The organism is Brevibacterium sp. (assembly GCF_031179145.1).
Classification (GTDB): Bacteria; Actinomycetota; Actinomycetes; order Actinomycetales; family Brevibacteriaceae; genus Brevibacterium.
Window position 1 is genome coordinate 22,289 of record NZ_JAPSIB010000013.1, and the last position, 25,079, is coordinate 47,367.

General features: G+C 64.7%; 22 protein-coding genes. 8 read left to right on the plus strand and 14 right to left on the minus strand.

The window, feature by feature from the left end:
- Positions 1-82: 82 nt before the first annotated feature.
- The gene (locus RIT73_RS10640) at positions 83-2,560 is read left to right on the plus strand and encodes a LuxR C-terminal-related transcriptional regulator (protein WP_309132049.1); all 2,478 of its coding nucleotides are present in this window, start codon (positions 83-85) and stop codon (positions 2,558-2,560) included.
- A gap of 136 nt (positions 2,561-2,696) precedes the next feature.
- Here the strand turns inward: RIT73_RS10640 and RIT73_RS10645 are convergent, their stop codons facing one another.
- The 5 genes from RIT73_RS10645 to RIT73_RS10665 all read right to left on the minus strand — a co-directional run bounded on the left by RIT73_RS10645 (position 2,697) and on the right by RIT73_RS10665 (position 8,352).
- Positions 2,697-3,206 (minus strand): signal peptidase I, encoded by a 510-nt coding sequence (locus tag RIT73_RS10645; protein WP_309132050.1) that lies wholly within the window; start codon positions 3,204-3,206, stop codon positions 2,697-2,699.
- Between the two features lie 98 nt (positions 3,207-3,304).
- The gene (locus RIT73_RS10650) at positions 3,305-5,014 is read right to left on the minus strand and encodes a hypothetical protein (RefSeq protein WP_309132051.1); all 1,710 of its coding nucleotides are present in this window, start codon (positions 5,012-5,014) and stop codon (positions 3,305-3,307) included.
- Positions 5,011-5,664, minus strand: coding sequence for a hypothetical protein (locus tag RIT73_RS10655; protein WP_309132052.1), 654 nt, complete (start codon positions 5,662-5,664; stop codon positions 5,011-5,013). Before RIT73_RS10655 ends, RIT73_RS10650 begins: the two co-directional genes overlap by 4 nt.
- Positions 5,665-5,684: 20 nt before the next feature.
- Entirely contained in the window at positions 5,685-6,344 is a 660-nt protein-coding gene (locus RIT73_RS10660; RefSeq protein ID WP_309132053.1) for a hypothetical protein, read from the minus strand.
- Between the two features lie 1,303 nt (positions 6,345-7,647).
- Positions 7,648-8,352, minus strand: a complete 705-nt coding sequence (locus tag RIT73_RS10665) for a hypothetical protein (RefSeq protein WP_309132054.1) — start codon at positions 8,350-8,352, stop codon at positions 7,648-7,650.
- 291 nt (positions 8,353-8,643) lie between these two features.
- On the opposite strand from RIT73_RS10665, the gene RIT73_RS10670 reads away from it, so the two are divergent.
- Positions 8,644-9,663 (plus strand): hypothetical protein, encoded by a 1,020-nt coding sequence (locus RIT73_RS10670; protein WP_309132055.1) that lies wholly within the window; start codon positions 8,644-8,646, stop codon positions 9,661-9,663.
- Here the strand turns inward: RIT73_RS10670 and deoC are convergent.
- The 7 genes from deoC to RIT73_RS10705 form a co-directional block, all read right to left on the minus strand.
- Complete coding sequence (gene deoC / locus RIT73_RS10675; RefSeq protein WP_309132056.1) at positions 9,653-10,306, minus strand: deoxyribose-phosphate aldolase; 654 nt, start codon at positions 10,304-10,306, stop codon at positions 9,653-9,655. The two genes, RIT73_RS10670 and deoC, sit on opposite strands and share 11 nt — an antisense overlap.
- A gap of 75 nt (positions 10,307-10,381) precedes the next feature.
- Entirely contained in the window at positions 10,382-11,671 is a 1,290-nt protein-coding gene (locus tag RIT73_RS10680) for a thymidine phosphorylase (protein WP_309132057.1), read from the minus strand.
- Between the two features lie 3 nt (positions 11,672-11,674).
- The gene (locus RIT73_RS10685; RefSeq protein WP_309132058.1) at positions 11,675-12,166 is read right to left on the minus strand and encodes a cytidine deaminase; all 492 of its coding nucleotides are present in this window, start codon (positions 12,164-12,166) and stop codon (positions 11,675-11,677) included.
- A gap of 26 nt (positions 12,167-12,192) precedes the next feature.
- On the minus strand, positions 12,193-13,476 hold the full coding sequence (locus RIT73_RS10690) for an ABC transporter permease (protein ID WP_309132059.1): 1,284 nt from the start codon (positions 13,474-13,476) through the stop codon (positions 12,193-12,195).
- Between the two features lie 3 nt (positions 13,477-13,479).
- Entirely contained in the window at positions 13,480-14,712 is a 1,233-nt protein-coding gene (locus RIT73_RS10695) for an ABC transporter permease (protein ID WP_309132060.1), read from the minus strand.
- The gene (locus RIT73_RS10700) at positions 14,709-16,307 is read right to left on the minus strand and encodes an ABC transporter ATP-binding protein (RefSeq protein ID WP_309132061.1); all 1,599 of its coding nucleotides are present in this window, start codon (positions 16,305-16,307) and stop codon (positions 14,709-14,711) included. Before RIT73_RS10700 ends, RIT73_RS10695 begins: the two co-directional genes overlap by 4 nt.
- Before the next feature lie 77 nt (positions 16,308-16,384).
- Positions 16,385-17,458 (minus strand): BMP family ABC transporter substrate-binding protein, encoded by a 1,074-nt coding sequence (locus RIT73_RS10705; RefSeq protein WP_309132062.1) that lies wholly within the window; start codon positions 17,456-17,458, stop codon positions 16,385-16,387.
- A 239-nt stretch (positions 17,459-17,697) separates the two neighbouring features.
- Here RIT73_RS10705 and RIT73_RS10710 point away from each other — a divergent pair, with 239 nt between their 5' ends.
- The gene (locus RIT73_RS10710) at positions 17,698-19,551 is read left to right on the plus strand and encodes an ABC-F family ATP-binding cassette domain-containing protein (RefSeq protein ID WP_309132063.1); all 1,854 of its coding nucleotides are present in this window, start codon (positions 17,698-17,700) and stop codon (positions 19,549-19,551) included.
- A 65-nt stretch (positions 19,552-19,616) separates the two neighbouring features.
- Here RIT73_RS10710 and RIT73_RS10715 read toward each other — a convergent pair whose 3' ends face one another.
- Complete coding sequence (locus RIT73_RS10715; RefSeq protein ID WP_309132064.1) at positions 19,617-19,994, minus strand: MerR family transcriptional regulator; 378 nt, start codon at positions 19,992-19,994, stop codon at positions 19,617-19,619.
- Positions 19,995-20,020: 26 nt separating this feature from the next.
- Here RIT73_RS10715 and RIT73_RS10720 point away from each other — a divergent pair, with 26 nt between their 5' ends.
- From RIT73_RS10720 to RIT73_RS10735, 5 genes are all read left to right on the plus strand, one after another.
- Positions 20,021-20,824, plus strand: a complete 804-nt coding sequence (locus tag RIT73_RS10720) for an aminotransferase class IV family protein (RefSeq protein WP_309132065.1) — start codon at positions 20,021-20,023, stop codon at positions 20,822-20,824.
- Between the two features lie 67 nt (positions 20,825-20,891).
- The gene (locus RIT73_RS10725) at positions 20,892-21,494 is read left to right on the plus strand and encodes a TetR/AcrR family transcriptional regulator (RefSeq protein WP_309132066.1); all 603 of its coding nucleotides are present in this window, start codon (positions 20,892-20,894) and stop codon (positions 21,492-21,494) included.
- Positions 21,495-21,563: 69 nt separating this feature from the next.
- A complete protein-coding gene (locus RIT73_RS10730) occupies positions 21,564-22,835 on the plus strand; it encodes an MFS transporter (protein ID WP_309132067.1) in 1,272 nt (423 codons plus the stop codon).
- Positions 22,836-23,170: 335 nt separating this feature from the next.
- Entirely contained in the window at positions 23,171-23,434 is a 264-nt protein-coding gene (locus RIT73_RS17240; protein ID WP_375294999.1) for a type II toxin-antitoxin system Phd/YefM family antitoxin, read from the plus strand.
- Positions 23,435-23,545: 111 nt separating this feature from the next.
- The gene (locus RIT73_RS10735; protein ID WP_309132068.1) at positions 23,546-24,433 is read left to right on the plus strand and encodes a GNAT family N-acetyltransferase; all 888 of its coding nucleotides are present in this window, start codon (positions 23,546-23,548) and stop codon (positions 24,431-24,433) included.
- On the opposite strand, the gene RIT73_RS10740 is transcribed toward RIT73_RS10735, so the two are convergent.
- Entirely contained in the window at positions 24,426-25,016 is a 591-nt protein-coding gene (locus RIT73_RS10740) for a CGNR zinc finger domain-containing protein (RefSeq protein ID WP_309132069.1), read from the minus strand. The genes RIT73_RS10735 and RIT73_RS10740 overlap by 8 nt on opposite strands.
- Positions 25,017-25,079 lie beyond the last annotated feature (63 nt).

Consider the following 25,079-nt stretch of genomic DNA (forward strand, 5'->3'; position numbering starts at 1 on the left):
GGAACACTGCTTCTTTGTCTTCGCCGTCTGTCAGCACCGGTGACAGAATTGTTCCTGAGAGCCGAACACTGAGGGGGGACCGTTGATCTTCACGGTTGAAGTCGACATGGCCCGTTCGGCACTGCGCGAAGGCTGGAGCGTGCGGATCATCGGAGACTGGGGCAGCGGACGCACAACGGTCGCCAACGAGATCGCGGAATCATTGGAACGGTCAGGCGAGTCTGTGCTTCGATCTGTGGGAGAGCATTCCGCCGGCGACAGCCCGGGCTTCGTGCTCCGACGGCTGTCGACCGAGTTGGGGCTTCAGCCGTATTCGAACGATCTGGCAGGAACGATCGATCGGATCAGCCACGCCCTAACTCCTGAAACGCTGCTCATCATCGACGATCACGACCGGATGGACGAGCTGTCTCGCCGTGCTCTTGCGACAATCCGCGACCGCCGTCAGCTCAGAACCCTCATCACAGAGACCACGGGTACCGCGCACTCACGTAAGTTCCCGCTGCGATCCCCCGAACACATGATCCGAATGAGACCCTTGGATCTGACCATGACGAGCGCGCTGGCGCACGAAGTTCTCGGCTCCGCTTTGGACCCGATCACGGTTGCCCGAGTCGTCAGCAAGACCGGCGGATCTCCGGTCCTGGTGTCTTCGCTGCTGCTCACCGCAAGGAATCGAGGTCTGCTCGAATTGCGGGAATCCACGTGGACACAATCGGGATTCAGCTTGTGGAATGACGACATGCCGCCGGTCATCGACGAATTCCTGGACGCAGCAGGTCCCGACGTACGCGACCTGCTGCGTGGCCTCGCCGAAGACCAGGACCTCTCTCCGACAGATGTGGAGTTGCGGTATGGCGATCGGATCCTCCAACGCGCCCGAGCACTCGGACTGGTGCGCCCGGCGAATGCCACCGGAACGCCCCGACTGGTCCTCTGGCCGCCGATCATCGCCGAGCGCTACAACCGTTCCCGCGTGCCGAACTTGGTGGTGGGGACTCCGGCACCAGGTGCACCGGCGTGGTGCGGTGATCGCGATGCGTTGGCATCGTTGGCTCGCCGCTTCACCGACTCTGCGCTGGACCAAGCGGGGCGTGCACTCACTTCGTGGCTCCAAGAGCCTTCCGCCGAGCACGCTCTCGCCTATTACCAAACGGCATCAGGCGATCCCCGCCAGGAAGCCGATCTGCACCGAGTGCTGATGTCGACCCCCGTTGACGAGAGCGCAGCCGATTCGCATTCGTTCTTGCTCGTCTTCGCCCGGGCCCAGTGGTCAGCGCTCCACGACCATGACCCCGCCCGCGGGATTGAGCTGCTGACTGAGTACGGTCGTGCACATCCTCGATGGGCACAGTCCGGTGCCTCCGCGGCCGTATTGCTCAGTGTCATGTCGGGGCATGGTGTGTGTGACGATATCTCCGCACTGTACTCCCCCGGTGAGGACCCCACCGGGATTCGGCACTCGGCACTCCTGATCACTCTCCTGGCGAGCGGCCGGATAGATCAGGCACGTGAATTCGCTGACTCGCACACCGAACAGCGCAGATCATCGCATTGGGCGCGACAGGTACTCCCCCTGTTCGAAGGTGATGCGCGCTCGTCGCTGCGGCAAGCAGCGGAAGCCCTGGATTCCGCCGAGCACAGTCTCGATCGGACGTTGTTCACCTCCTCCGCTTACACAGCCGCAATGTGCCACCACTATCTGGGACAGTTCAGAGCGGTCCAGCAATGCGTTGATGCCGCGGTTCTCGTCGGACGTCCCCAACTGGACTACACACCGGTCTACACCGCTGCCTTGAACATCCAGGGCCTCATCTCGGTGTTCTCCGGTCAGTCCGGGACGGACAATGCATTCCTGAGTGAGGCGGCGACACTGATGCCGCAACCCGGCCCCTTCCTGGCCATGGGATCGGATTCGTTCCGCACCTTCATCGATCTGCCACGACCCGGCCCTGCTTACGATCATTCGGTGGCGCAGATGGTCAGCCGAAGGATCGAACTCGGATATGTCACGGCAGCGGTGCAGACAGCTGCGGGTCTGCTCAGCCTCAGCTACGGGACTCAGACAGCATCAGCGCTCAGGACCGCCCTGCAGCGCGGTCCCGTCCCAGCCTTCCGCGCGGTCGGTGAGCTCACTGAGCTCATCGACAATTCGGCGGCGCCGGATCGCATCGCCGAATACCTGCGGGAGCTGGGACCAGGGCAGCATGACAATCTCCTGCAAAGAGTTCTCATCGCTGCGGCAGGATCTGCCCGCGCAGCCAATGACCATTCCAGATCCGAGGATCTGGAGAGACTGTCCCGGGCCTGCTTCGATCAAACCTCACTGCCCGACACCGAACTTCCCACCATCGTCGGATCCGCGAGCACGGACCCCCTGACCAGTCGCGAGCTGGAGATCGCTCTGCTGGCGGGCACCCGAACGAACAGGGAAATCGCGTCGCGTCTGAACCTCAGCGTACGCACCGTGGAGAACCATCTAGCCCGGGCATTCCGCAAAACAGGAGCCGGCAGCCGTTCGGAGCTGTTCAGCATTGCCGAAGGCCTGCCCTCACACTGAGTCGATCGGGCTTCATCGAATCGTCTCAGAGCAGACGGTGGCCCCTTCAGTTCTGAGGCTGAAGGGGCCACATCATCGGGTTCTGTCTGACGTGGGTCGGGGCCGGACGTCTCCTGCGGAGGCAGGTTCTTCGACATCACGTTGTGTGAGGGCTCCGTTGGAACCAGCGGGCCCCGGGAACGGCAAGGATGAACATGACAACGATTCCGGTGATCACGGCTGCGATTCCTCCGGGAGTGCGCAGGAACAACGCCAAGTAACCAAGCAGAGGCACGGTGGCCACATGCAGACCGACGTCGCGCACAAGGTACGGTGAGGGGTCTTCGGACGTGTTGGCGTCACCTTTCAGAACGAGGGACACGATGTCGTCATGCAGCGGCTCGACGCTGACCACTCTGTGGGTGACGAGACCGTTTACATCGGGGCGAGGAACGGTGACGACGTCTCCGACTCCGATCTGCTCCGCAGGGACCGCACGCTCGAGTATGAGCGAACCGACCGGCATAGTCGGCGCCATCGAGCCCGAGACAACCACTGCGGGCTTGATGTGGAGGAATGCACCGATGGCGAACAGGACGATGCAGATCATGCCGACCACCGCTCCAGAGGTGAGCAGGAATGATCGGAGAAGGCGGAGGATTGTCATGCGGTGCTTTCTGTCTTCGGTTCTCAAGGATGTGATGGTGTCGCTGTCAGCGGCGCCACGTGCGCATCGGCTGCGCACATGGGAGGTCGCACCGGTTGTCAGCGCACTTGAACGGTGGCGGTCGCGGGTGCGGTGACAGGTTCGCCGAAAGGATGGGTGCCGTCTGCGTCTCCATAGAGATAGATCTTGTAACCTTGCTGGGCCTTGGCTGGGGTGATGCACTGTGAGAAGAAGGCACCGGCCACGGTCCCCGCACCCCATGCGAAGATGTGCCCATCGTCGAGGACTGCCCAGGAAGCACACTGCGTGGAGGCGACGGATGCCACCCTCGCACCCTTGGGTACCCCGCTCACAGCCGTCGGCAGCCGAATGGCACCGGTGACCGCGTCCGCACTCACCGAGGCACAGTCGCCAGTGCTGATTCGTCCCCCGCGGCTGGGCGATCCCACCGCCTGGCAGGCATTGTTGGCACCCCACCCGTAGACCTCTCCAGCTTCTGACAGGGCGGTCAGTGAACTGACACCGGCGGTGACAGCGGAGAATTCGATGCCACCGTCGATCGGAGCAGGAGAATGCGCGGGCTCGGTTGAAGTGGGCACACGACCCAGGAACTGCTCCCCGTATCCAGGTCGCGTGACCCAAGTCAGCAGCTCTCCATCCGTGGTGAGCATCCGAGCTGCACCCGCGCTGAAGCCCAGCTGCCGAACGGGGCATCCGGAGGTGTCCGTGAGGCGTGAACCAAGGGTTCCGGTGCACTCTTCGAGAGTGTCCGTCGCCATGTCCGCCACGATCTCCTCATACCGCGCGTGACGCTCGGCCTCGGTCCACAGCTTGTTCTCGTCATAGCTCAATCCGTCGGAGGTTCTGTAGAGGCGGGGGTAGCGTTGGAACAGCGCGCGGTTGGCTCCCTCATTGAGAGAAGGGCATCGTGTATTGACAATTGCCGGGCTCAGCCCGTCGGTGTTGTCGAATCCCCAGCTGTAGACCAGTCCGTTCTGTCCGACTGCGCCTGCAGAGTTGGTTCCTCCCCAGATTGACCGCCACCGCACCTCGCCGAGGTTGTTGCCGCTGTTCCCGGTGCATGGGAGCGCCGAGGGGGTGGCCGTGGTCATCCGCACAGCGAACGGGAGCATCTCCGAACGCGCTCCCCGAGGGTTGGGCAGGTTCTCCCCGCCGTATCCCCAGGCCCAGAGTGTTCCCTTGCCGTCGAGGGCCAGGAATTGGTTCTCGATTCGGGCGATGGAGACGATCTCGGGCAGGTGAGCCCCGTCCTGTGTCCGGGTCACCTGACCGGCCTTCCTGCTGTCGGCGACGGAGATGGCTCCCCGGCCGATCAGTCGGTGGCCTGCAGGTTTGACCCCATAGACCTGTCCCCAGGTCCACACTGCGCCCTGGGAATCGAGTGCCATGTAGGAGGTGGTATCGGCCCAAGGGGCATGGAAGTCGTTGGTGGACCCACCCGCATCGACTATCCGGACGCCGTGCGGGAAGTCGACTCGTGTCGGGTCCGCACGAGGGGACACCGTTGCGTCGCCATTGCCGTCTCCTGTTCCCCGGTACCCACTGACGTACAAATCTCCGCGGGAGGATACGAAGAGCGAAGACGCTGCCGACTGGTCGGAATGGACTGGAGGCGAGTCCAGACCGGGAGCGATGGTGAGGGAGCTGGATCCGAACGTGCTGTCGGTGAAGCCGGCGCTCGTCGGGCTCAGCGTCGCGAGCACGACGAGGGGAACGATGATCACCGCGAACGTCTTGAGCAGCAAGTTGAGGTCGGTGCCCCGGGTGGCGCAATCGAACGGCATCATGAACCGGAAGTCCCTTCAATCGTGATGGTGATGGTCCAGGAGGCTTCCTGGAAGTCCCGGAAAACCGGATCGTCGGCCAGGGCGATGAGCACCGTGAATTTCGACGCGGCAGTGTCCCCTCCGGCGAACTTCTCGCCCTGTGCTTGTGCTGGGCCGGAACGAGGTGAGAGCTGGGAGGCAGTGACGGTCGCCGGCTGTCCGAGACCGATGCCTCGTGCCGACTCGTCGGCATTGCCGAGCAGGACGCTTTCCACGCCGTCATGATGCTCGACCACGGTCGCCTTCATCTGCGCCGTGTGATCGGCCACCCGGCCGTGACCGGTGACGGCCACCGTCAGTTCAGGTCGGGTCGAGTGCGCCACACTGTTGTTGGCGACCTCTATCGGGATCCGCAGCTGTGAACCCGGGACCAGAGAACTCGTGGATCTGAACGTGAGAGCGGAATCGGATTCCCGGCTCAGCCGGACGATCTTTCCCGAATCCTCGAGGACGGCAAGTTCGAAGTGTGCCTCGAGTTCTGTCCGGAGTCGCGAGGTGTCAGTGAATGCTGCTTGGACAAGCACTGCCAGGACGAGGAGGACGAGGACCATGCCGGTGCCGATGGCAATGATGAGTCTGCGCTCGGCCTTCGACAAGAGGGATTTCGTCATCAGTGACCGGATTCTGCTCGTCACGATTCGTTCCCGTCGTTTTCGGCCCGCGTGCTGAGCCACGGCCGGGGATGAGCCTGCTTGTCGATCTCCGCTGAACCCTCTGCCCGGCTGCTGCGCATCAGCAGCCAGACTCCGGTCCCGATGAGAACGAAGGCGAGTATGAGAAGGGCGAAGACCCCTGAAGCCCCGGTGAAGGGAAGCTGATCCGGCTCCGCGACGTCCATGGCCATTGCCGCGCTGAACCGGAACTGCAGTTCGGCCCGGCTACCCTTGTAATCGTCACCGGCTTCGAACGGGAGAGCAGCGGTCGCCCTCAGTGTCAACCATCCGCCTTCACGAGGTGTCGGCAGGAAGATCACCTCGTTGCGCAATTGTTCCGCCGTGCCCGAGGCCAGCCTTTGTCCCTCATCGTCCATCAGGGTGATCTCGATCGGGTGCGGACCTGAGACCGCAGTTCCTGAAGTGGAGACGAGAGTGATGGTGAGGTTCTCCATCTCCTCTTCGGGTGCCCGGACGCTCATGGTCCATTCAGAGGAATGTCCGGGGGCCGGGGTGGCGACCGAGACGAATTCCCCGCGGGTCTCAAGTTTCTGTTCGGTCATCGCGATCGCATGTGTCGGGGCGGCAATCGCGGCGGTGAGGACGACGAGCAGGGTGACGATGGGCATTCTGATCATGTCCATGCTCCTTCCACATCGATCGGCGTGTCTCCGGGCGAGGTTTCCCCCACAAGGCGGAACACAAGGTCGAGTTCTTCGCCCAATGCAGAATCGGGAGCGTCGTCTGCGAGCCAGACACTGACATTCACGGTGGCTTTCGCACCGGGAGAGAGAGCTCCAGGGATGTCGAGTCCTTGGGAGTCCTCTGTCGCTGCATCGCCGGGGACCAAGCCAGAGGCCGTGTCCTCGGTCGACAGCTGTGCGCTCATGCGCAGGTATGCGAGCAGTTGATTTCCCGCTCGGGGTCGGACGAAGAGGTGCATCGTGACAATAGCGTCGTCGGACCGATTGACCACAGGCATGCTGATCCTGGTCGTGCGGTCGTGAGTGTCCGATTCGTCGTTCGTCAGGACCCTCACAGGTGCTCCGTTGTCCTTGAGCTCTGAGGCGTCCCTGTCCGTTGGATGCTGACCGTCCGGAGCCGATGACTGCGCGATATCGATTTTGCCCGAAGCTTCGACACTCCCGCTGAATCCGGCGAGGAACGCGGCGTGGGTCGTCTCCGTGACAGCAGGCAGGCAGAGGCAGAGGGCAACGAGAGCGACAATGCTGAATGTTGTTCGCGTAGGTGTCATCTCGATGCTCCCGTGAAGCGCAATCGGACTGTGGAGATCTCGGATTCGGTGATGCCGGATTGCGGGGCCATGATGATCGCGAGAGAATACTGTCGCACTTCACCTGGCCGGAGAGATTCGCTCGTGCATCCTGTGAGCAGCATCCGATCTCCGAGGACATCATCCACGAGAGTTTCGTCGTCATTTCGCAGAATGATCCGTGTCGTCCCCCACCCCGGAGAACGCGAGTCAGACCGAGGAAAGATCTCAGCGCACAGACTGGAATGCAGCGCTGTTCCCGAGTTCCGAACGGCAACGGAGTAGACGCTGTCCGGTCCCTGATTCCCGAGATCGTCATCGCCTCCTCGCGGAGTGATCGGGACTGGATTGCCTTGGGCCCAGTCCTCCGCTGACGGAGTCCACGACTCAGCCGCAGATGAGGCGACTTGCAGGTCGTAGTCGTGGCCTGGCCCAGGGCTCATGATCACGTAGGCATCGATAGCGGCGACACTCAGTGCCGCGGTCACGAGTACGGCGAATCCAGCCAGCGAACCAAGACCCAGCAGCCAACGGTGCTCAGGACCCGAACGGTGAATCAGGTTGTGCATATCTCTGTGCCATTTCTGGGTGTGGTGGAGGATCCTCCGGAGAAGGGTCACGGTTCGGGGAAGGTGGCGCCCTTCTCCGGAGGGAGTTGAGGGTTGGGCCTATTTACTGGACCCGTCGATGCGCGCTTGGACGGCGGCGCCTCCGCCGTTGGCGGCATTCGTGGCGGCTTGATCGGCTCCGTCAGCCAAGGAGATGCGAAGTACGACGACTTCACCGGATTTGGGTTTGAGGTCGCCCAGATCCACCGTCGACGTCGAACCGGCTGAAGAGAACGACCCTGTAGGAATCTGCTTCCAGTGCCCCGGCGCCGATGATGCATCGGGAACTGCGGCGTACTCGAAGCGAAGCAGATTCGCATAGGCGGAATCCGCCTTGCTGGGGTTCGCGGTCGTGTTCTCCAGAGTCAGCGACAGCGTCGAATCCAATCGCTCGGACGCATTGAGCACAGGGATGTTCACCTGAAGCGCCTCTCCTCCTGGAGACAGTGCATCTGCGCCGGCGATCTCCAAAGGCTCAGCATTCGGATTCGCTTCGACCCATTGCTTGACCGATGCGACGGTCGCCTCCTGCCCCGTCGACACTTGGATGTTGTACGCGTTCTGGTCTCCTCCGAATCCCTTCGCGCCGAAATCGAGCAGTGCGTAGTCGGTGAACGCTGCGGCGGTCACCAAAGCACCGATACCGAGTAGGGAACCTGCCCCGATCAGCAGTCGGCGCTTGCCTTTTCGAGGCTGCTGGTCGGGGTCCAGTTCAGCGCCACCCACGCTGTCCGGCAAACCTTCTTGTGGGGACTGAGTCGTCATCTATTGAGCTCCTTCGCAGTGAAACGCCAGCTTCTCTGACGCTTCTCCAGAATGAAGTCGCCCGTCGCCGATAAGTGCCCGCTCACTGTGCCTGGAGATGGAAATGAGTGCACAGCTGAGAAAATTGAGTAGCCCGGCAATTCGTTTGAGTGTCTCTCATGAGCAGCGCTGCGCAGGAGGCACCTCTGAATGGGCACTGACACGTGGTCGGACCGCTTTTCACCCAGAGGGGACGGCAGTTCCCTCTCAAGGGTGAGCAGTGCAAGGTGCGCCGGTTCCTACTGTGAAGGCATGACCACGATCTCTCCTGCCACCGAATCCCCCATCGATCCCGATTCCCGGCCCCAGAAGTCCATTCCATGGCGGTGGTTCACCGTCCTCGCAATTGCCTGGCTGGCGGTGTACATGGTGGTGCGCCTGGCAGTGGCGGCAGCCGATGACCTTCCGCCGATGTCGACCGGCGGCTCCGACCTCATCGTCCTCGCCGGGCCCTCGGGAATCATCGTGCTGGGCTTCGGCCTGGTCGCGGTTGCGCTTCAAGCAGGGTTTGTCCGCCGCAGGACAAACGGCGCTCACCCGCTGTTGCGCATCCTGGTGGCAGCGGTGGGTTCAACCGCGGCCGGTGCTCTGATGGTCGCAAGCTGTCTCATCCTGCTCGACCTCGTCGCCGCGATCCTTCCGGGCCTCGGGGTCGTCTTCCATCCGCTCGGCGCACTCCTGCGCCTCGGCTGTGTCGTCTCGGGCGTTCTGATCGCCGTGCACAGCCGGCACTTCTGGACGGCCACCCGGACGACCAGGCCGAGCCGTGCCCGCCCGACCACGACTCCGCGGTGGGTGGTGGCGTTCGCCTACCTGGCGGTGGCCGCCTGCACAGCGCGACTCGTCGCCCAACTGGTCGTGGGGCTGGAGATGAACCCGCTGACGCATGGGCCGGCCATGATCGTCTTCGAGACCGGCTTCCTGCTCGCGGGGATCGTTCTGCCGTTGGCTCTGGTGCACACGTGGGGTCGGATCTGGCCACCGTGGGTCCCCGGGCTGCGCGGCCGTCGAGTGCCCAGGTGGCCCCTCGTCGTCTCCGGATCGCTTCTCGGGGTGACGATGGCGTCGTACTTCGGGACGGCCACCGTGCAGATGATCATCGACCGTCTGCAGGGGCGCAGTCCGTTTCCGCCCGCGGGCGGAGTGGAGCTGCCCGAGGCGTTCTTCTGGGTGTCCGTGCCCGCCTACCTGGTGTGGGGAATCGGATTGGTCGTCACCACGTTCAGCTACGCGCGGCTGACGTCCGCGGAGCCCCGTCGGCTCAGTCGCTGAGTTCGGAGAGGATCGCGGCAGAGCCGGACAGGCCCAGACGCGAAGCACCGGCGCCGATCATCTCCTCCGCAGCCTCCGCCGAGCGGATTCCGCCGGACGCCTTCACGCCGAGGCGGTCACCCACGGCTTCACGCATGAGGGAGACCGCGTGCGCACTGGCTCCACCGGCGGGGTGGAACCCGGTCGAGGTCTTGACGAAGCCGGCTCCAGCCGCCTCGGCACGGCGGCAGACCTCGACGATCTGCTCGTCGGTGAGTGCCGCGGATTCGATGATGACCTTGACCAGGGCGTTGCCGCTGGCCTCGACGACGCCACGGATGTCGGCTTCGACCGCGTCGTAGTCGCCGGCGATCGCCTCACCGATGTTGATGACCATGTCGACCTCGGCCGCACCGTCGGCCACCGCGCGCTCCGCCTCGGCGGCTTTGATCTCCGGCTTCACCTGCCCGCTGGGGAAGCCGACGACGGTGGCGACGACGAGTTCGCCGGGATCGCTGATCGGCAGCATCGACGGGGACACGCAGATCGCGAGCACGCCGAGCTCCTTGGCCTCGGCCATCAGGGCGTCGACGTCAGCGTGGGTGGCTTCGGGCTTGAGCAGGGTGTGGTCGATCATCGCGGCGACGGCTGAGCGGCTGGTCATGGTTCTCCTTGTGGGTGGTGTCCCGGGGTGGCTGATCACGTCAATGATGGCAGGTCCGGTGTGGTGGTGTGGAACTCAGGTGATCGTCTCGAACACGACCGAGTCGCGCAGACCGCTGGTGTCTCCACCGATCTCGACGGCGCCCTCGAGGGCTTCGACAGCACGGCCGAACCGTTCCAGGGTGGCGGTGTGCAGGGTCAGCAGGGGCTGACCAGCGCTCACCTGGTCGCCCGGCTTGGCGTGGAGTTCGATGCCGGCCACGGCCTGCACCGGGTCCTCCTTCCGGGCGCGTCCGGCGCCGAGACGCCAGGAGGCGACTCCCACGGCCAGCGCATCGAGGCGGCTGAGCACTCCGGTCTCCGACGCGGTGACGACCTCGGTGTGCTCGGCGGCCGGCAGCGGTGCGTCCGGATCGCCGTTCTGCGCCCGGATCATCCGCTTCCACGCATCCATCGCCCGGCCATCGGCCAGAGCTTCCCGCACGTCGACGTCGGTGCGGCCCGCCAAGCGCAGCATCTCCTCGGCGAGTGCCACCGTCAGCTCGACGACGTCAGATGGTCCCCCGCCGGCCAGAACCTCGACGGATTCGCGGACCTCGAGCGCATTGCCCACGGTCAGCCCCAAGGGTGTGGACATGTCGGTGAGCAGGGCCGAGGTCTTCACTCCCGCGGCCGTTCCGAGGTCGACCATGGTGCGGGCCAATTGCCGGGCCTTGTCGAGATCCTTCATGAAGGCGCCACTGCCGACCTTGACGTCGAGGACGAGGCCGGCGGTGCCCTCGGCGATCTTCTTCGACATGATCGACGAGGCGATGAGCGGAATGCAGTCGACCGTCGAGGTGGTGTCACGCAGGGCATAGAGCTTCTTGTCCGCCGGTGCCAGACCGGAACCTGCCGCGCAGATGACGGCGCCGACGTCCTCGAGCTGGTGCAGGATCTCGGCGTTGCTGAGCTCAGCACGCCAGCCGGGGATCGACTCGAGCTTGTCCAGGGTCCCGCCGGTGTGGCCGAGCCCGCGGCCCGAGAGCTGCGGGACGGCGACGTCGAAGACCGCGACCAAGGGGGCCAGCGGAAGCGTGATCTTGTCACCGACACCGCCGGTGGAGTGCTTGTCCGAGGTGGGACGCGACAAGGAGGAGAAGTCCATCCGCTCCCCCGAGGCAATCATCGCCTGCGTCCAGTCGGCGATCTCCCCCGGCTCCATGTCGTTGATGAAGATCGCCATCGCCAGAGCCGCCATCTGCTCGTCGGCGACGACGCCACGAGTGTAGGCGTCGATGACCCAACTGATCTGGGCGGTGGACAGGCGGTGGCCGTCGCGCTTGGCGGCGATGACGTCAACGGCGTCGAAATTCTCTGGTGTCACGTCTCAGTCCTTCTCAGCAGTTGTCTCGGCGGCATGGGCCTCCAGGTGCGCGGGTCCGAAGGCCTCGGGCAGGACGACCGACATGGGTGCTCGTCCGGAGGGCATGTTGACCATCAGATCGTTGCCGCCGTGTTCGAACAGCAGCTGACGACAGCGTCCGCAGGGCACGAGGGTCGCGCCATTGCCGTCGACGCAGTCGAAGGCGACGAGGCGACCGCCGCCGGTCATCATCAGCTCGGAGACGAGCGAGCACTCCGCACACAGGGTCACGCCATAGGAGGCGTTCTCGATGTTGCATCCGCTCACCATCCGGCCGTCGTCGACGAGTCCGGCGGCTCCCACCGGATAGTGGGAGTAAGGCACATATGCGCAGTCCAATGCTCTGATCGCCTGTTCGCGCAGCAGTCTCCAGGTGTCCTCACCGAGATCCTCGGCTGTCACCGGAGTCGGTTCCTCACACCAGACGGGGTCGGGCTCAGGGTCTGCAGAACTCATTGTCATCCCTCTTCATCGACGTTCGGTCATTTCACGTACGGTACGCCTGCGGCCGCCGGCGGGCGAACCCGACCGACGAAGCCGGCAACGGCGAGGACGGTGACGATGTAGGGAAGCATGAGCAGCAGCTCGTTGGCCACGGGGGTCCCGATGGACTGCAGCGTGTTGCCCAGGCTCTTGGAGAACCCGAACAGCAGCGCCGCAAGCAGTGCTCCCTTGGGGTTCCATTTGCCGAGGATCATCGCAGCCAGGGCGATGTATCCCTGCCCTGCCGACATCTCCTTGCCGAATGCCAGTCCGGATCCGACCGTGAAGAACGCACCGCCGAGACCGGCGATGGCGCCGGCCATGATCGTGTTGCGCACCCGCGTGGCGTTGACCCTGATGCCCACGGTGTCCGCAGCCTTCGGGTGTTCGCCCACGGCCCGCATCCGCAGTCCCCACTTCGAGCGGAACACGAGGATCTGGAGGGCGATGACGACGAGGTACATGAGGTAGACGAGGATGTTCTGATCGAACAGCACCCGGCCCAGGATCGGAATGTCCGACAGCAGCGGAATCGGCAGATTCGGCAGCCGCTGACGAGCGTTCCACAGCTCCGCGTTCTCGGTCAGCACGGTCGAGTAGAGGAAGCTCGTGAGTCCGACGACGAGCACGTTGAGCACGACGCCGATGATGATCTGATTGACCCAGTACTTCACCGCGAAGAACGTCAGCACCACTGCGACCAGGGCGCCGGCGATCGGTGCGGCCAGCAGACCCGCATACGGGTTCTGCACCACCGACGCGACGACGGCGGCCAGGAAGGCGCCGGCGAGCAGCTGACCCTCAATGGCGATGTTGATGATACCGGAGCGCTCTCCGACGAGGCCGCACATGGCGCCGAAGATCAGCGGCACCGACAGCGCCAGCGCACCCGCGAGAAGGGTCGTCATCGGGATGACTCCGCCGCTGCCGCCGCCGGCCCAGGCCAGGAAGGACAGGACGAAGAGGACGCCGAAGAGCATCGGGAACCAGGAGGCGAGGGAGACGCGCCGCAGCGCGAACCAGATGGACGCGGCGGCCATCACCACGAGGATGAGCGAGAGCACAAGTCCTGCAGCGGTCGCGGGCACGACGATGTCGGGAATCGCGAAGAAGTCGCCCTCGGTCGCGATCCGGAACGTCGTCTGCCCGTCCCGGCCGATGAGGCCGAAGAACACGAGCGAGACGAGAGCGAGGATCGAGTAGACGACCGGGAACTTCCAGATGATGGGGGCCAGCGCCTTGGACTGGCCGGCCGGGGTCGCGTCAAGGGTGTGCGCAGTCATGTCTTAAGACTCCTTCCGCTTGAGCACCGGTGTGGGCAACCGGAAGATCGACCTCACCAGCGGTGGGGCCGCGATGAGCAGGACGATGACGGACTGGACGACCAGGACGATGTCGATGGGGGTGCCGGTCTGCGACTGCATGAGGTAGCCGCCGGCCTTGAACGCACCGAAGAGCAGACCCGCGAAGAAGGTGCCCAGCGGCTTCGACCGGCCTAGCAGCGCCACGGTGATCGCGTCGAAGCCGATCGACCCGCTGATGCCGCCGGTGAGCTTGCCCTCCGTGCCGAGCACTTGTGCGGCACCGCCGAGTCCGGCGAGGGCGCCGGCGATGAGCATGACGAGGATCGTCACCTTCGACACGGAGATTCCCGCGGTCTTGGCCGCGTGCGGGTTCGCGCCCACGGCTTTGAACTCGAAGCCGATCGTCGACCTCTCCAGCAGCCACCACACGAAGATCGTGGCGAGGACGGCGATGATGAAGCCGAAGTGGAGGCGGAAGGGCGGGGGCAGGAGGAGGAACATCTCTGCGGATTCGTCGATGACGCGCGACTGCGGATTCGCCGAGGAGGTGTGGGTGAACCAGTTCTGCTTGAGCAGGTAGCCCAGCAGGTAGCCGGCGATGGAGTTGAGCATGATCGTCACGATCACCTCGTTGGCTCCGGTCTTCGCCTTGAGCACACCGGCGATTCCCGCCCAGATCGCTCCGCCGATGAGACCGCCGAGGGCCGCCAGCAGCATGTGCACGCCGGCCGGCAGCTCGAGGGCGTAGCCGAGGAATCCGGCCACCGTCGCACCGAGGATGACCTGTCCCTGACCGCCGATGTTGAACAGGCCCGAGCGGAACGCCAAGGCGATGCCGAGACCGGCGAGGATGAGCGGTGTTCCGCTGACCAGGGATTCGGTCAGCGGGCGGATGGCGCGTTCGGTGGTGCGCGCGTTCCAGTCGAACACGGCTCCGCGGAACAGCGCCGAGTACGCCTCGCCGACGGTCGAGAAGAGAGTGGAGAAGAAGACGCCGGGAGCGGAGCCGATGTTCGCGGCCGCCGCGATCACCGCGGCGTTGGAGACGGCGATGAGGACACCGCCGAGGAGCAGCGCCAGCACGATCGCCAGCAGCGAGACCAGCCAGGAGCCCGACAGGATCTGCTGCAGCGTGCTCTGCTCCTGACCCGGCCTCGCCTCCGCTGTGGGAGGCGGTGCCGGGGACGGAGCGGCGGGTGAGATATCGGTGGTCATTCGTTCTCCTCCGCCGAGGTGGGGGCTGAGTTCTCGTGCGTGCTCGGGGTCCCCGAGCCGGAGGCGGCGCTGCCGCTGGTGGCGGCCAGTGCTTCGTCGGCGGGCACGCCGGCCATCATCAGGCCCAGCGCCTCTCTCGAGGTGTCGGGACCGACGATGCCGACGATGCGACCGGAGTACATGACCGCGATCCGGTCAGCGAGTCCGTAGACCTCGTCGAGTTCGGTCGAGACGATGATGCATGGGGTGCCGGCGTCGCGTTCGGCCACGATGCGCTTGTGGACGAATTCGATCGATCCGACGTCGAGTCCGCGGGTGGGTTGGCTGGCGATGAACAGCTGCAGCTTGCGGCCGAGTTCGCGGGAGAGCACGACCTTCTGCTGGTTGCCGCCCGAGAGCGTCGAGATCGGGTCGAAGACGCTGCCGAGGCGGATGTCGAACTCCTCGACCTTCGTCCGGGCCGCCTCGGTGATGACGTTCGATTTGAGGTTGAGCCCCTTGGCGTAGGGCTGCCGGTCGTAGACGTCGAGGATCATGTTCTCGCGGATGGCGAACTCCGCGATGATGCCGTCGGTGGACCGGTCCTCGGGCACGAAGCCGATTCCCGAACCGAGGCGGGATTTCACCGATCTGCCGGCGAGCTCCGTGCCGTCGAGGGTGATCGAACCCAGACGCGGTTCGGTCAGGCCGATGATCGTCTCGGCGAGCTCCGTCTGCCCGTTGCCCTGGACACCGGCGACGGCCAGGATCTCCCCGCGGCTGACCTCGAAGCTGACGTCGTCGACGACGACATTGTCCGATTTGTCGACGACAGTGAGGTTCTGCACCCGGAACGTCGCCTCCCCCGGGGAGGCGGGTTCCTTCTCCGTCGTCAGGGACACGGCCCGGCCGACCATCTGACTGGCCAGGTCTGCCTCCGTGGACTCCGGGGACGCCTCGCCGACGATCTTGCCGCGGCGGATGACGGTGATCGAGTCGGCGATCGCCCGGACCTCGCGCAGCTTGTGGGTGATGAACACGATCGAGGTGCCCTGCTCCTTGAGCTGGCGCATGATCGAGATCAGCTCATCCGTCTCCTGCGGGGTGAGCACAGCGGTGGGTTCGTCGAGGATGAGGATCTCGGCGTCCCGGGACAGGGCCTTGATGATCTCCACCCGCTGCTGGGCCCCGACGGGGAGGTCCTCGATGAGGGCGTCGGGATCGATGTCGAAACCGAAACGGGAGGAGATCTCCCTGACCTTGGCGCGCGCCTCGGCGAGGTCGAGCAGGCCCGGGCCCTTCGTCGGTTCGTAGCCGAGCGCCACGGATTCGGCGACGGTGAACACGGGCACCAGCATGAAGTGCTGGTGGACCATGCCGATTCCGGCGGCCACGGCGTCGCCGGGCCCGTCGAATCTCACTGGCTTGTCGTCGATGAGGATCTCTCCCCCATCGGCGTCGTAAAGCCCGTACAGGACGTTCATCATGGTGGATTTGCCGGCGCCGTTCTCACCCAGCAGGGCATGGATCTCGCCCGGTTCGATGACGAGATCGATGTGGTTGTTGGCCACGAACGATCCGAACACCTTGGTCATCCCGCGAAGCTCGAGTTTCACAGCTCGATGCGCTCCTCACACAGTAGAGAACTGCAGGGTCGAAGTGCTCTTCGACCCTGCAGCTTCAGCTCATTGGCCTATTTCGGCGAGTTCTCGGACTCCACGGTGAGAGTTCCGTCGATGATCTGCTGCTTGAGCTCATCGACCTTCTTCTTCACATCGTCGGGGACGTCGTCCTCGAAGTCGTGGAACGGCGCCAGTCCGACGCCCTCGTTCTCGAGGGTGCCGACATAGGGTTCGGAGGAGAACTTGTCCTCGACCGCTTCGCCCACGGTGTCCTCGACCGCGTTCGAGATCTGCTTGACCACCGAGGTGAGGATGATGTCACCGTATTCGGTCGATTCGTAGCCATCGGTGTCGACCCAGACGATCTTCGTCTTGCCGGATTCCTTCGCGGCGGCTGCCGCACCGAGGCCGACGGGACCGGCCACCGGCATGATGACGTCCGCGCCCTGCGAGATCAGCTGCTTGGTCAGAGCCTGGCCCTGACCCTGGTTCTCGAAGTCGCCGGAGAACGATCCGTCCTGCTTCTCCTTGTTCCAGCCGAGCAGTTCGACCTTCTTGCCGCTGTCCTCGTTGTACTTCTTCACACCGTCGGCGAAGCCGTCCATGAACACCGTCACCGAGGGGATCTGGATGCCGCCGAAGGTGCCGACCTTGCCGGACTCCGAGCTCGCGGCCGCGACGTATCCGGCGAGGTAGGCCGCCTCGGCGGTGTTGAAGACCAGCGGCTTGGCGTTCTCGAGGGTGACGGGCTTGCCGTCGGCGTCGGAGAACGTCGAGTCGATGAGGGCGAATTGGAGGTCGGGGTTCGCCTCGGCAGCCTCCTGGATCGCGTCCTCGAGGAGGAAGCCGACGCCGAAGGTGAGGTTGCAACCCTGCTGGACCATGTTGTCGACGTTCGGACCGAAGTCGGCGTCCCCCTGGGATTCCGCGAGCTTCTCCTGGATGCCGTACTTGTCGACGGCGGCCTGGAGTCCCGCGCGGCCGGACTGGTTGAACGACTGGTCGTCCCAGCCGCCGGAGTCGGAGACCATGCAGCCGAGGAAGTCCTCACCGCTGGCGGCGCCGTCACCTTCGCCGGAGCCGCAGGCAGAGAGGACAAGGGCTGAGGCGGCAGCCAGGGAGACCGCTGTTACGAGCTTTTTCACGTTGACTCTTTCCTTCGGAACGAACCGTTCTCGGGTTGGCCCGATCGGGCTCACCCACTGAAAATGCGAAACCGCTGAATGATTCCTCACTCTTTGGTGAATTACCGGTCAGTCTAGACCACCTTCGGCCGCTGATCCCGGGCGCTGGCATCCGCTCGCGCGACACCGATATGAAACCGCAACAAACCACTCGGGCTGCAAGCGGCGGCCCGCACCCGTGCTCTACCCTTGGTTAGGTTATGGCACATCTCCTGGGGGCTGAAGCCCTGCACCTCGAATACCCCACCCACGTCGTCTTCGACTCCGTCACCCTTGGTGTCGAGTCCGGGGACATGATCGGCATCGTCGGCCGCAACGGCGATGGGAAGTCGAGCCTCCTCGGCATGCTCGCAGGCGCGATCGAGCCGGATGCCGGCAGGGTGACTTACCGCGGCGGGATGCGGCTGGGCATGCTCACGCAGCGTGACGACCTTGCCGCTGAGGCGACCGTCGGCCACTCGGTCGTCGGCGACATGCCCGAGCACGAATGGGCCTCGGACGCGAAGACCCGCGACATCATGAGCGGGCTGATCTCCGACCTCGATTGGAATGCCACGATCGACAGCCTCTCGGGCGGGCAGCGCCGGCGCGTCGCCCTGGCCGCCCTTCTCGTCCAGGACTGGGATCTCATCATCCTCGACGAACCGACCAACCACCTCGACGTCGACGGCATCGCGTGGCTGGCCCGGCACATGAAGAACCGGTGGCCGAGGAATTCCGGCGCCCTCCTGCTCGTCACCCACGACCGGTGGTTCCTCGACGAGGTGTGCACGAAGACCTGGGAGGTCCACGACCGAATGGTCGAACCCTTCGAAGGCGGATACGCCGCCTATGTCCTCCAGCGTGTGGAGCGCGACCGGATCGCGGCCGCCACGGAGTCGAAGCGGCAGAACCTCATGCGCAAGGAGTTGGCCTGGCTGCGCCGAGGCGCTCCTGCCCGGACGTCGAAGCCGAAGTTCCGGATCGAAGCCGCCAACCAGCTCATCGCCGACGTCCCCGAGGTCCGCAACCCGATCGAGCTGAAGAAGATGGCCACTGCCCGCTTGGGCAAGGACGTCGTCGACCTCCTCGACGTGTCGGTGACCTTCGATGACCGGCAGATCCTGCAGGACGTCACCTGGCGGATCGGTCCGGGCGAGCGGACAGGCATCCTCGGCCCCAACGGCGCCGGGAAGTCGACGCTGCTCAACCTCGTCGCCGGCGATCTGGAACCGACCGAGGGCCGGGTCAAGCGCGGCAAGACGGTGCAGGTCGGCGTCCTCGACCAGCAGTTCAGGGAACTGGCGACGATCGGCGGACGCCGGGTGCGCGAGGTCCTGGCCGACTCGAAGACGACCTTCACGATCGAGGGCAAGGACTTCACTCCCGCCCAGCTGCTCGAACGCCTCGGGTTCGCGAAGGAACACCTGTCGGCTCGCGTCGATGACCTCTCCGGCGGTCAGAAGCGCCGGCTGCAGCTGCTGCTCCTGCTCATGTCCGAGCCCAACGTCATCATCCTCGACGAGCCGACCAACGACGTCGACTCTGACATGCTCGCCGCGATGGAGGACCTGCTCGACTCCTGGCCGGGCACCCTGCTCGTCGTCTCGCACGACAGGTACCTGCTCGAGCGGGTCACGGACCAGCAGTATGCGATCCTCGACGGGCACCTGCGACATGTGCCGGGCGGGGTCGATGCGTATCTGCGGCTGCGGGCCGCCGGGGCGGGCAATGCCGCGGCTTCCGGGTCGAGTTCCGGTTCGGGTGGCTCAGGTGGCTCAGGCGGCTCGGGTGGCTCAGGCGGCTCGGGGTCGCACGGCTCGGAGTCGGCCGACGCAGGTTCCGCGCAGCTGAGCGGCGGCGAACTGCGAGCCGCGAAGAAAGAGGTCTCGGCGATCGAACGGCGGATGGAGAAGCTGGGCGCCCAGATCACGAAGGTCCATGATGAGATGGCCGCCCACGACCAATCCGATTTCGAGGGCCTCGCGAAGCTCACCGCCTCGGTGCGAGCACTCGAGGACGAAGTCGCCGAGCTCGAGGAGCGCTGGCTGGAACTGACCGAACAGACCGGGTGAACGTCCGGATCCTGATGGAAGTTCAAGTACGCGGCAACGGCGCCGAAGTTCTGGCTCGCAGACGATCACCTGCTCGAGGCGTCGATGAGTCCTTGCAGCGCGTCTCTGGTGGTCGTGAGCTCGGCGATGCGGCCGTCGTACACCCGGAGGTGATCCGCGAGCAACGGTACCGCGCACGGCTCGAGCCGGTCAGTGTCGTGAATGCAGTCCAGGAGTTCTCGGATGGCCTCAAGCGGCAGACCGGCTCCGAGCAACCGCCGGATGGAACGGACCTGCTCGACGACGGATCGGTCGAACAGACGCTGTCCCGTGGATGAGCGCTCCGCCGCGATCAGCCCCTCGTTCTCGTAATGGCGCAGCATACGAGGAGTCGCCGAGGTGCGAGCCGCAAGTTCTCCAATCCGCAGTAATTCGCCCTCGACCTCGCGGCTTGCCCCTGACACTTGTGTCAACTCCTACAGTCGCTCTCATGACTACATCAATCACTCATTTCAATGGTAAGACGGCCGAAGCATTCGACCTCGCACCTTTGGCCTTCGCGGGGTTCGCCCACTTCACCGCGATGCAGGTCCGCGACCGCCGGGTGCGGGGCCTGGACCTGCACCTGACCCGACTCCGGGAGGCCAGCGACGTCCTTTTCGGCAGGCACCTGCCCGACGAGGAAGTCCTGGGCCACCTGCGCTGCGCGCTGGCGGACGCTCCCCCAAACGTGTCGCTGACGTGCTTCCTCTCCTCGCGGCCGGGAGAGTTCACTCCCGCCGGTGATGACGTCAATTTCGACATGCTGGTTAAGATCACCGACGCGGCGACGCCACCTGCCGGACCACTCTCCCTCGACGTCGTCGAACACGAGCGCCATCTGCCCCGAGTCAAACATGTCGGCGAGGTCTCCAAGACTCTCCTGCTTCGGCGTGCGAACGCGCGAGGGTACGACGACGCCGCGTTCACCGATCGATCAGGCCGGCTGAGCGAGGCCACCATCTGGAACCTCGCCTTCTGGGACGGCGAGTCGGTGATCTGGCCGAGAGCCGAGGTCCTGCCGGGCGTCACAATGCAGATCCTGGCCCGCCGGCTCGATGCGCTCGGCATCCCGCAGCAGAGTCGCGATGTGCACCCCTCGGAACTCGGGGCACATCTCTCCGCTGTCGTTATGAACTCATGGAGCCCAGGCATCCCGGTCGACAGGATCGGCGACGCTCAACTTAACGAAGCCATCGAGTTCGTGCGCTTACTGCATATGGCTTACGCCGAGGAGCCGCTGGAGCCTGCATAATGGACGCGCTTGAGAGGTGATCCAGCCGTATTGGACAATGAAATCCATAATGAAGTACGGTGACTCCATGGCCAGACCCCGCAGCTTCGACGAGACCGCAGTGCTCGATGCCGCGGCGCGTGAGTTCCGCGTGCACGGCTTCGCCGAGACCTCGACCGAGCAGCTCTGCGAAGCCGCGGGAGTTCGCCGCAGCAGCCTGTACAACGCCTTCGTCTCCAAGGACGAGCTGTTCGTCCGGGCGCTGGAGCGCTACGTCGCGACGACCGGAGCGCGTCAGGCATCGATCCTCGCAGATGACGCGCTTCCGGGCGCGGCAAGGCTGCGCGCCCTGATCGACGTCGTCGTGGACGAGGAGCTGCAGGCGTCGAGCCGAGGCCACGCGGCCGGTTGCATGGTCGTGCAGAGCTTGATGAGCCCCGATCTGCGCGAGCGGGATGAGCGCGTGGCCTGGATCCTTGATCGCGATCTGCGGGAGAGACTCTCCCTCCTGTCCGGAGCAATCCGCGCCGGTCAGATTGATGGTTCGATCGCGGAAGACATCGAACCTGGCGACGGAGCCATGCTCGTCAGCACCGTCATCTCGGGACTGCGCGTGACCGCGCAGACCGGCCTCGACACCGAGATTCTCCGCCGGATCGCCCTGACCGGAATGAGCTCCCTCCTGAACTGACAGCGCCGCCGCCTGGCGACGCTTCTTCATGCCCATATTTTGGATACTCCAGTACAGAAAGGCTCTCTCTTGAGCACAGCAACAGCACCAGCCAAGAAGGCGACGACCGTCCCACCCGCGGTGTACGTTCTCGCCGCCGGGGTCTTCGCGATGGTGACCAGCGAGTTCGCCGTCGCAGGCCTCATGCCTCAGCTCGCAGAAGGCCTGGGCACCGGGTTCCCGCAGATCGGCTACCTCGTGACGATCTTCGCCGCAGCGATGGCCATCGGCGGACCGCCGCTCACCTTCGCCCTGATCAAGGTCCCGCCGAGGACCGCGCTCATGATCGTCTTTGCGATCTTCCTCGTCGGCAACGTCATCGCCGCGCTCGCCACCGGCTATCCGATGATGGTCCTCGCCCGGATCATCAGCGGAGCGGCCTCGCAGGCGTTCTTCGGCATCGCGGTCTCGATGGGCGTTCAGCTCGTCGACGAGCAGATGCGCGGACGCGCAGTCGCGGTCGTGATGAATGGGCTGATGCTGGGCACACTCCTTGGCCTGCCTTTCGCGACCTTCGTCGGCAGCCGGTTCGGCTGGCAGTCCGCGTTCTGGGCGATCTCCGCGATCACGCTGCTCGCCGCCGCCCTGACCTTCGCCATGGTTCGCAACCCCGCCACGCCGGTAGAGCAAGGCATGGACGCCTCCGCGTCGACAGGCTCGGAGCTCGCGGTGCTGCGTCGGCCACAGTTCCTGCTTGCCCTCGCATCCAGCACGCTGATCATCGGCGCGACGTTCTCCGCATTCAGCTTCTTCACCCCGATCCTCACCGAGATCACCGGGTTCTCCGAGGGCATCGTGCCCGCGCTCCTGCTCGTCTACGGCGCAGCGACCCTGCTGGGCAACGTCGTCGTGGGACGCCTGGCCGACCGGCACACGATCTCGACGCTCCTGGTCGGCACCGGCTTGAACGCGCTCTTCCTTGCCGGCTTCGCGATCTTCACGGATCTTCCACCGTTGGCGCTGGTGTTCATGCTCGGAGTCGGCCTGTTCGGGGTCACCATGAACCCCGCGATGGCGGTGCGCATCCAACGCGCCGGCAGCACCGCGCCGCTGGTGAACACGATCCACGGATCGTTCATCACCCTCGGAGTCATCATCGGATCCGCCGTCGGCTCGGCACTCATCCCGCAGTTCGGTCTGCGTGCGCCGATCGTTCTCGGCGTCGGCCTGGCGGTCCTGGCAATCGCAGTCATATTGCCCGCCCTCGCCAGTCCCTACCTGCGCCGCGGCGCAGGTAGAGGCGCACCGCTACCAGCCGAGCATCCCGGGCTCGCATGTGCTGCACCTACCGCCAATCGATAAAGAAGGCTGACCTGGGTCAAGGCCTTCTGGCCCGCCGTCATCATCGCCGGCGTCGTCTGGCTCAAACTCGCCGACAGCCTCAAGCTCGACAGCAGGACCCAAACCGCCGCCTGAGCCACGGCGGCTTCCACGAGGAACGCCTTGAGCCCTGCTCGCCAAATCGAAGGCGAGCAGGGCTTCGCGGTCCAGAAGTAGACTGAGAACCGCAAAAAATAGCCGGCCAAGACGGAACTGTTCTCGCTGCCCCATGGGTGGCCGCCTCCATACAGCAGCATGCGTCTGCGTCAAACTGAAGTTTCTGGACAGATGAGCCGCGCTGAGTTGTACGCTGAATTATGGAGGTTGCCATCAGTGCTTTGAGGGCACGGCTGTCGCACTGGATTGAGCGAGCCTGCAATGGTGAGGAAATCATTGTCACCGAGCGGGGCAAACCAGTGGCTCGGCTGATGTCAGTTGACACCGCACCCCTACTCGAACGACTGACACAACAGGGAGTTCTGAGCAAGCCGCGATCAGCCGGGCGGCCCAGCGCACACGAGGCAACACGCGTCCGCGCACAAGGCCCGGTTTCCGATCTCGTCGGCGAACATCGCCGCTGACTCATGACGATCGTCCATTTTGGCAGCAGCGCGTTCGTCAAACTGCTTGCCGAAGAGGATGGCAGGTAGGCTACGGCCACCTCATCGGCTACGCACGACCCGGAGGAAAAGATGACCGCCCCCACGACACCGACTGCTTCTCAACTTCCCGCGATCATCAGCACGTTGAGTGAGTGGCAGACCGACGACTGGAAGGGGTTCCTGCATCCCGGAGACCTCGGCTGGCATTCGATGGTCGGCGCCGAGAAGTTGGCTGCAGATCTGCGCTGCTGGAGCGTCGAGGGTTCCGTCGTCGCCATCGGCATGTTCGACGGCGAGGATCTCTTCCGCATGGCGATGGACCCCTCGACTCTCGATGATGACGAACTCGCCCGCCGGATCGCAGCTGATCTCGATCGTGTGCTGCCCCCGGGAACGGTGACCGTCGAAGCGCGGGGCGCGCGTGCCCTGCAGGATCGCCTGCGCGCCCAGGGATGGGACTCGGACGAACCTTGGACGCCGCTCCAGCTCGACCTCCGCAATCCCTTTCGTGCGACTTCACACACAGTACAGCTGCGGGTCGAGGAGGCTGGACCCGACGAGGCAGAGGTGTGGACGGCGGTGCATTGGTCCGCGTTCAGGGGAACGACGCCGAGCGCCGAGGACAGGCAGAGGCTAATCCACCGGTGGACCACGATGGCGACGGGTCCGTTCGCACACCTTGCCCACCATCTCATCGGTTTCGACGATACCGATCGTCCCGTGGCTGTCACCACGGTCTGGACTGCCGGAAACGGACGCCCCGGACTCATCGAACCGATGGGAGTGCACCGCGACCATCACGGCCACGGCTACGGCGCGGCCATCACCCTCGCCGGTGCGCGGGCACTGCAGCAGCACGGTGCCTCTGCCGCAGTCGTCGTCGCCGAGAACTCCAACGCCGGAGCCCTCGCCACTTACCTCGCAGCCGGATTCACCGCGAGCGAACCCGTTGCCGACCTCGCCGGGTCCATCAGCTGAGAGTGGCCTGGCTCCGCTTCCGCGCGTAGGAGCGCGCCGCACGCACTCTGTCGCCGCATCGGGTCGAACACCACTGCCTGCGTCCGTGTGTCCGCAGCAGGAATCGGGTACAGGGCTCCGCTTCGCACTGTGCCAGCAATTGAGCCTCGTCCCCGGCGAGCAGCGTCGCGGCGTCTTCGGCGATGACCGACATGGCGTGTTCGATGAGCTGAGTGACAGGGTGTTCGAGTGAGCGGTGGAAACCCTCGCCTGGTGCGTGGCGAAGCAGCGACGCATGAGGAACGGCGACAAGTGCCGCATTGATTCCGTCGAGCGCGCGAGGATCGACTTCCGAGCCGGTGACGCACGCCGTGAACACCTGTCGCAGATCATTCCGGAGACCGACGAGGCGATTCTGACAATAGGACTGCAGCTGAGCTCCCTCACTGAGGAGGCCGCACTCGATGAGCCAGGCCGTCGTCGCGTCAGGGGTCGACAGGGCGTCCACGATCTTTCCTCCGGGCAGACGGATCTCACTGTTGACGAGATCGATGCTGTTGTGCTCTCGGGCACCGGGGCTCGGTGGAAGGGGACGGTCGAACATGTCTCTCATGGTATCACTGCCAATTTTCCGTGATCATCTGCTAGTCTCGTCTTCACGCGAAAA

Excerpts from the sequence above, each read along its gene's own strand:
- deoC (WP_309132056.1), bottom strand. The coding sequence starts at position 10,306 with ATGACCAGCCGCTCAGCCGTCGCCGCGATGATCGACCACACCCTGCTC.
- RIT73_RS10725 (WP_309132066.1), top strand. The coding sequence starts at position 20,892 with ATGGCCAGACCCCGCAGCTTCGACGAGACCGCAGTGCTCGATGCCGCG.
- RIT73_RS10735 (WP_309132068.1), top strand. The coding sequence starts at position 23,546 with ATGACCGCCCCCACGACACCGACTGCTTCTCAACTTCCCGCGATCATC.
- RIT73_RS10650 (WP_309132051.1), bottom strand. The coding sequence starts at position 5,014 with ATGATGCCGTTCGATTGCGCCACCCGGGGCACCGACCTCAACTTGCTG.
- RIT73_RS10665 (WP_309132054.1), bottom strand. The coding sequence starts at position 8,352 with ATGACGACTCAGTCCCCACAAGAAGGTTTGCCGGACAGCGTGGGTGGC.
- RIT73_RS10695 (WP_309132060.1), bottom strand. The coding sequence starts at position 14,712 with ATGACCACCGATATCTCACCCGCCGCTCCGTCCCCGGCACCGCCTCCC.
- RIT73_RS17240 (WP_375294999.1), top strand. The coding sequence starts at position 23,171 with ATGGAGGTTGCCATCAGTGCTTTGAGGGCACGGCTGTCGCACTGGATT.
- RIT73_RS10710 (WP_309132063.1), top strand. The coding sequence starts at position 17,698 with ATGGCACATCTCCTGGGGGCTGAAGCCCTGCACCTCGAATACCCCACC.
- RIT73_RS10670 (WP_309132055.1), top strand. The coding sequence starts at position 8,644 with ATGACCACGATCTCTCCTGCCACCGAATCCCCCATCGATCCCGATTCC.
- RIT73_RS10655 (WP_309132052.1), bottom strand. The coding sequence starts at position 5,664 with ATGACGAAATCCCTCTTGTCGAAGGCCGAGCGCAGACTCATCATTGCC.
- RIT73_RS10690 (WP_309132059.1), bottom strand. The coding sequence starts at position 13,476 with ATGACTGCGCACACCCTTGACGCGACCCCGGCCGGCCAGTCCAAGGCG.
- RIT73_RS10740 (WP_309132069.1), bottom strand. The coding sequence starts at position 25,016 with ATGTTCGACCGTCCCCTTCCACCGAGCCCCGGTGCCCGAGAGCACAAC.
- RIT73_RS10645 (WP_309132050.1), bottom strand. The coding sequence starts at position 3,206 with ATGACAATCCTCCGCCTTCTCCGATCATTCCTGCTCACCTCTGGAGCG.
- RIT73_RS10685 (WP_309132058.1), bottom strand. The coding sequence starts at position 12,166 with ATGAGTTCTGCAGACCCTGAGCCCGACCCCGTCTGGTGTGAGGAACCG.
- RIT73_RS10720 (WP_309132065.1), top strand. The coding sequence starts at position 20,021 with ATGACTACATCAATCACTCATTTCAATGGTAAGACGGCCGAAGCATTC.
- RIT73_RS10660 (WP_309132053.1), bottom strand. The coding sequence starts at position 6,344 with ATGATCAGAATGCCCATCGTCACCCTGCTCGTCGTCCTCACCGCCGCG.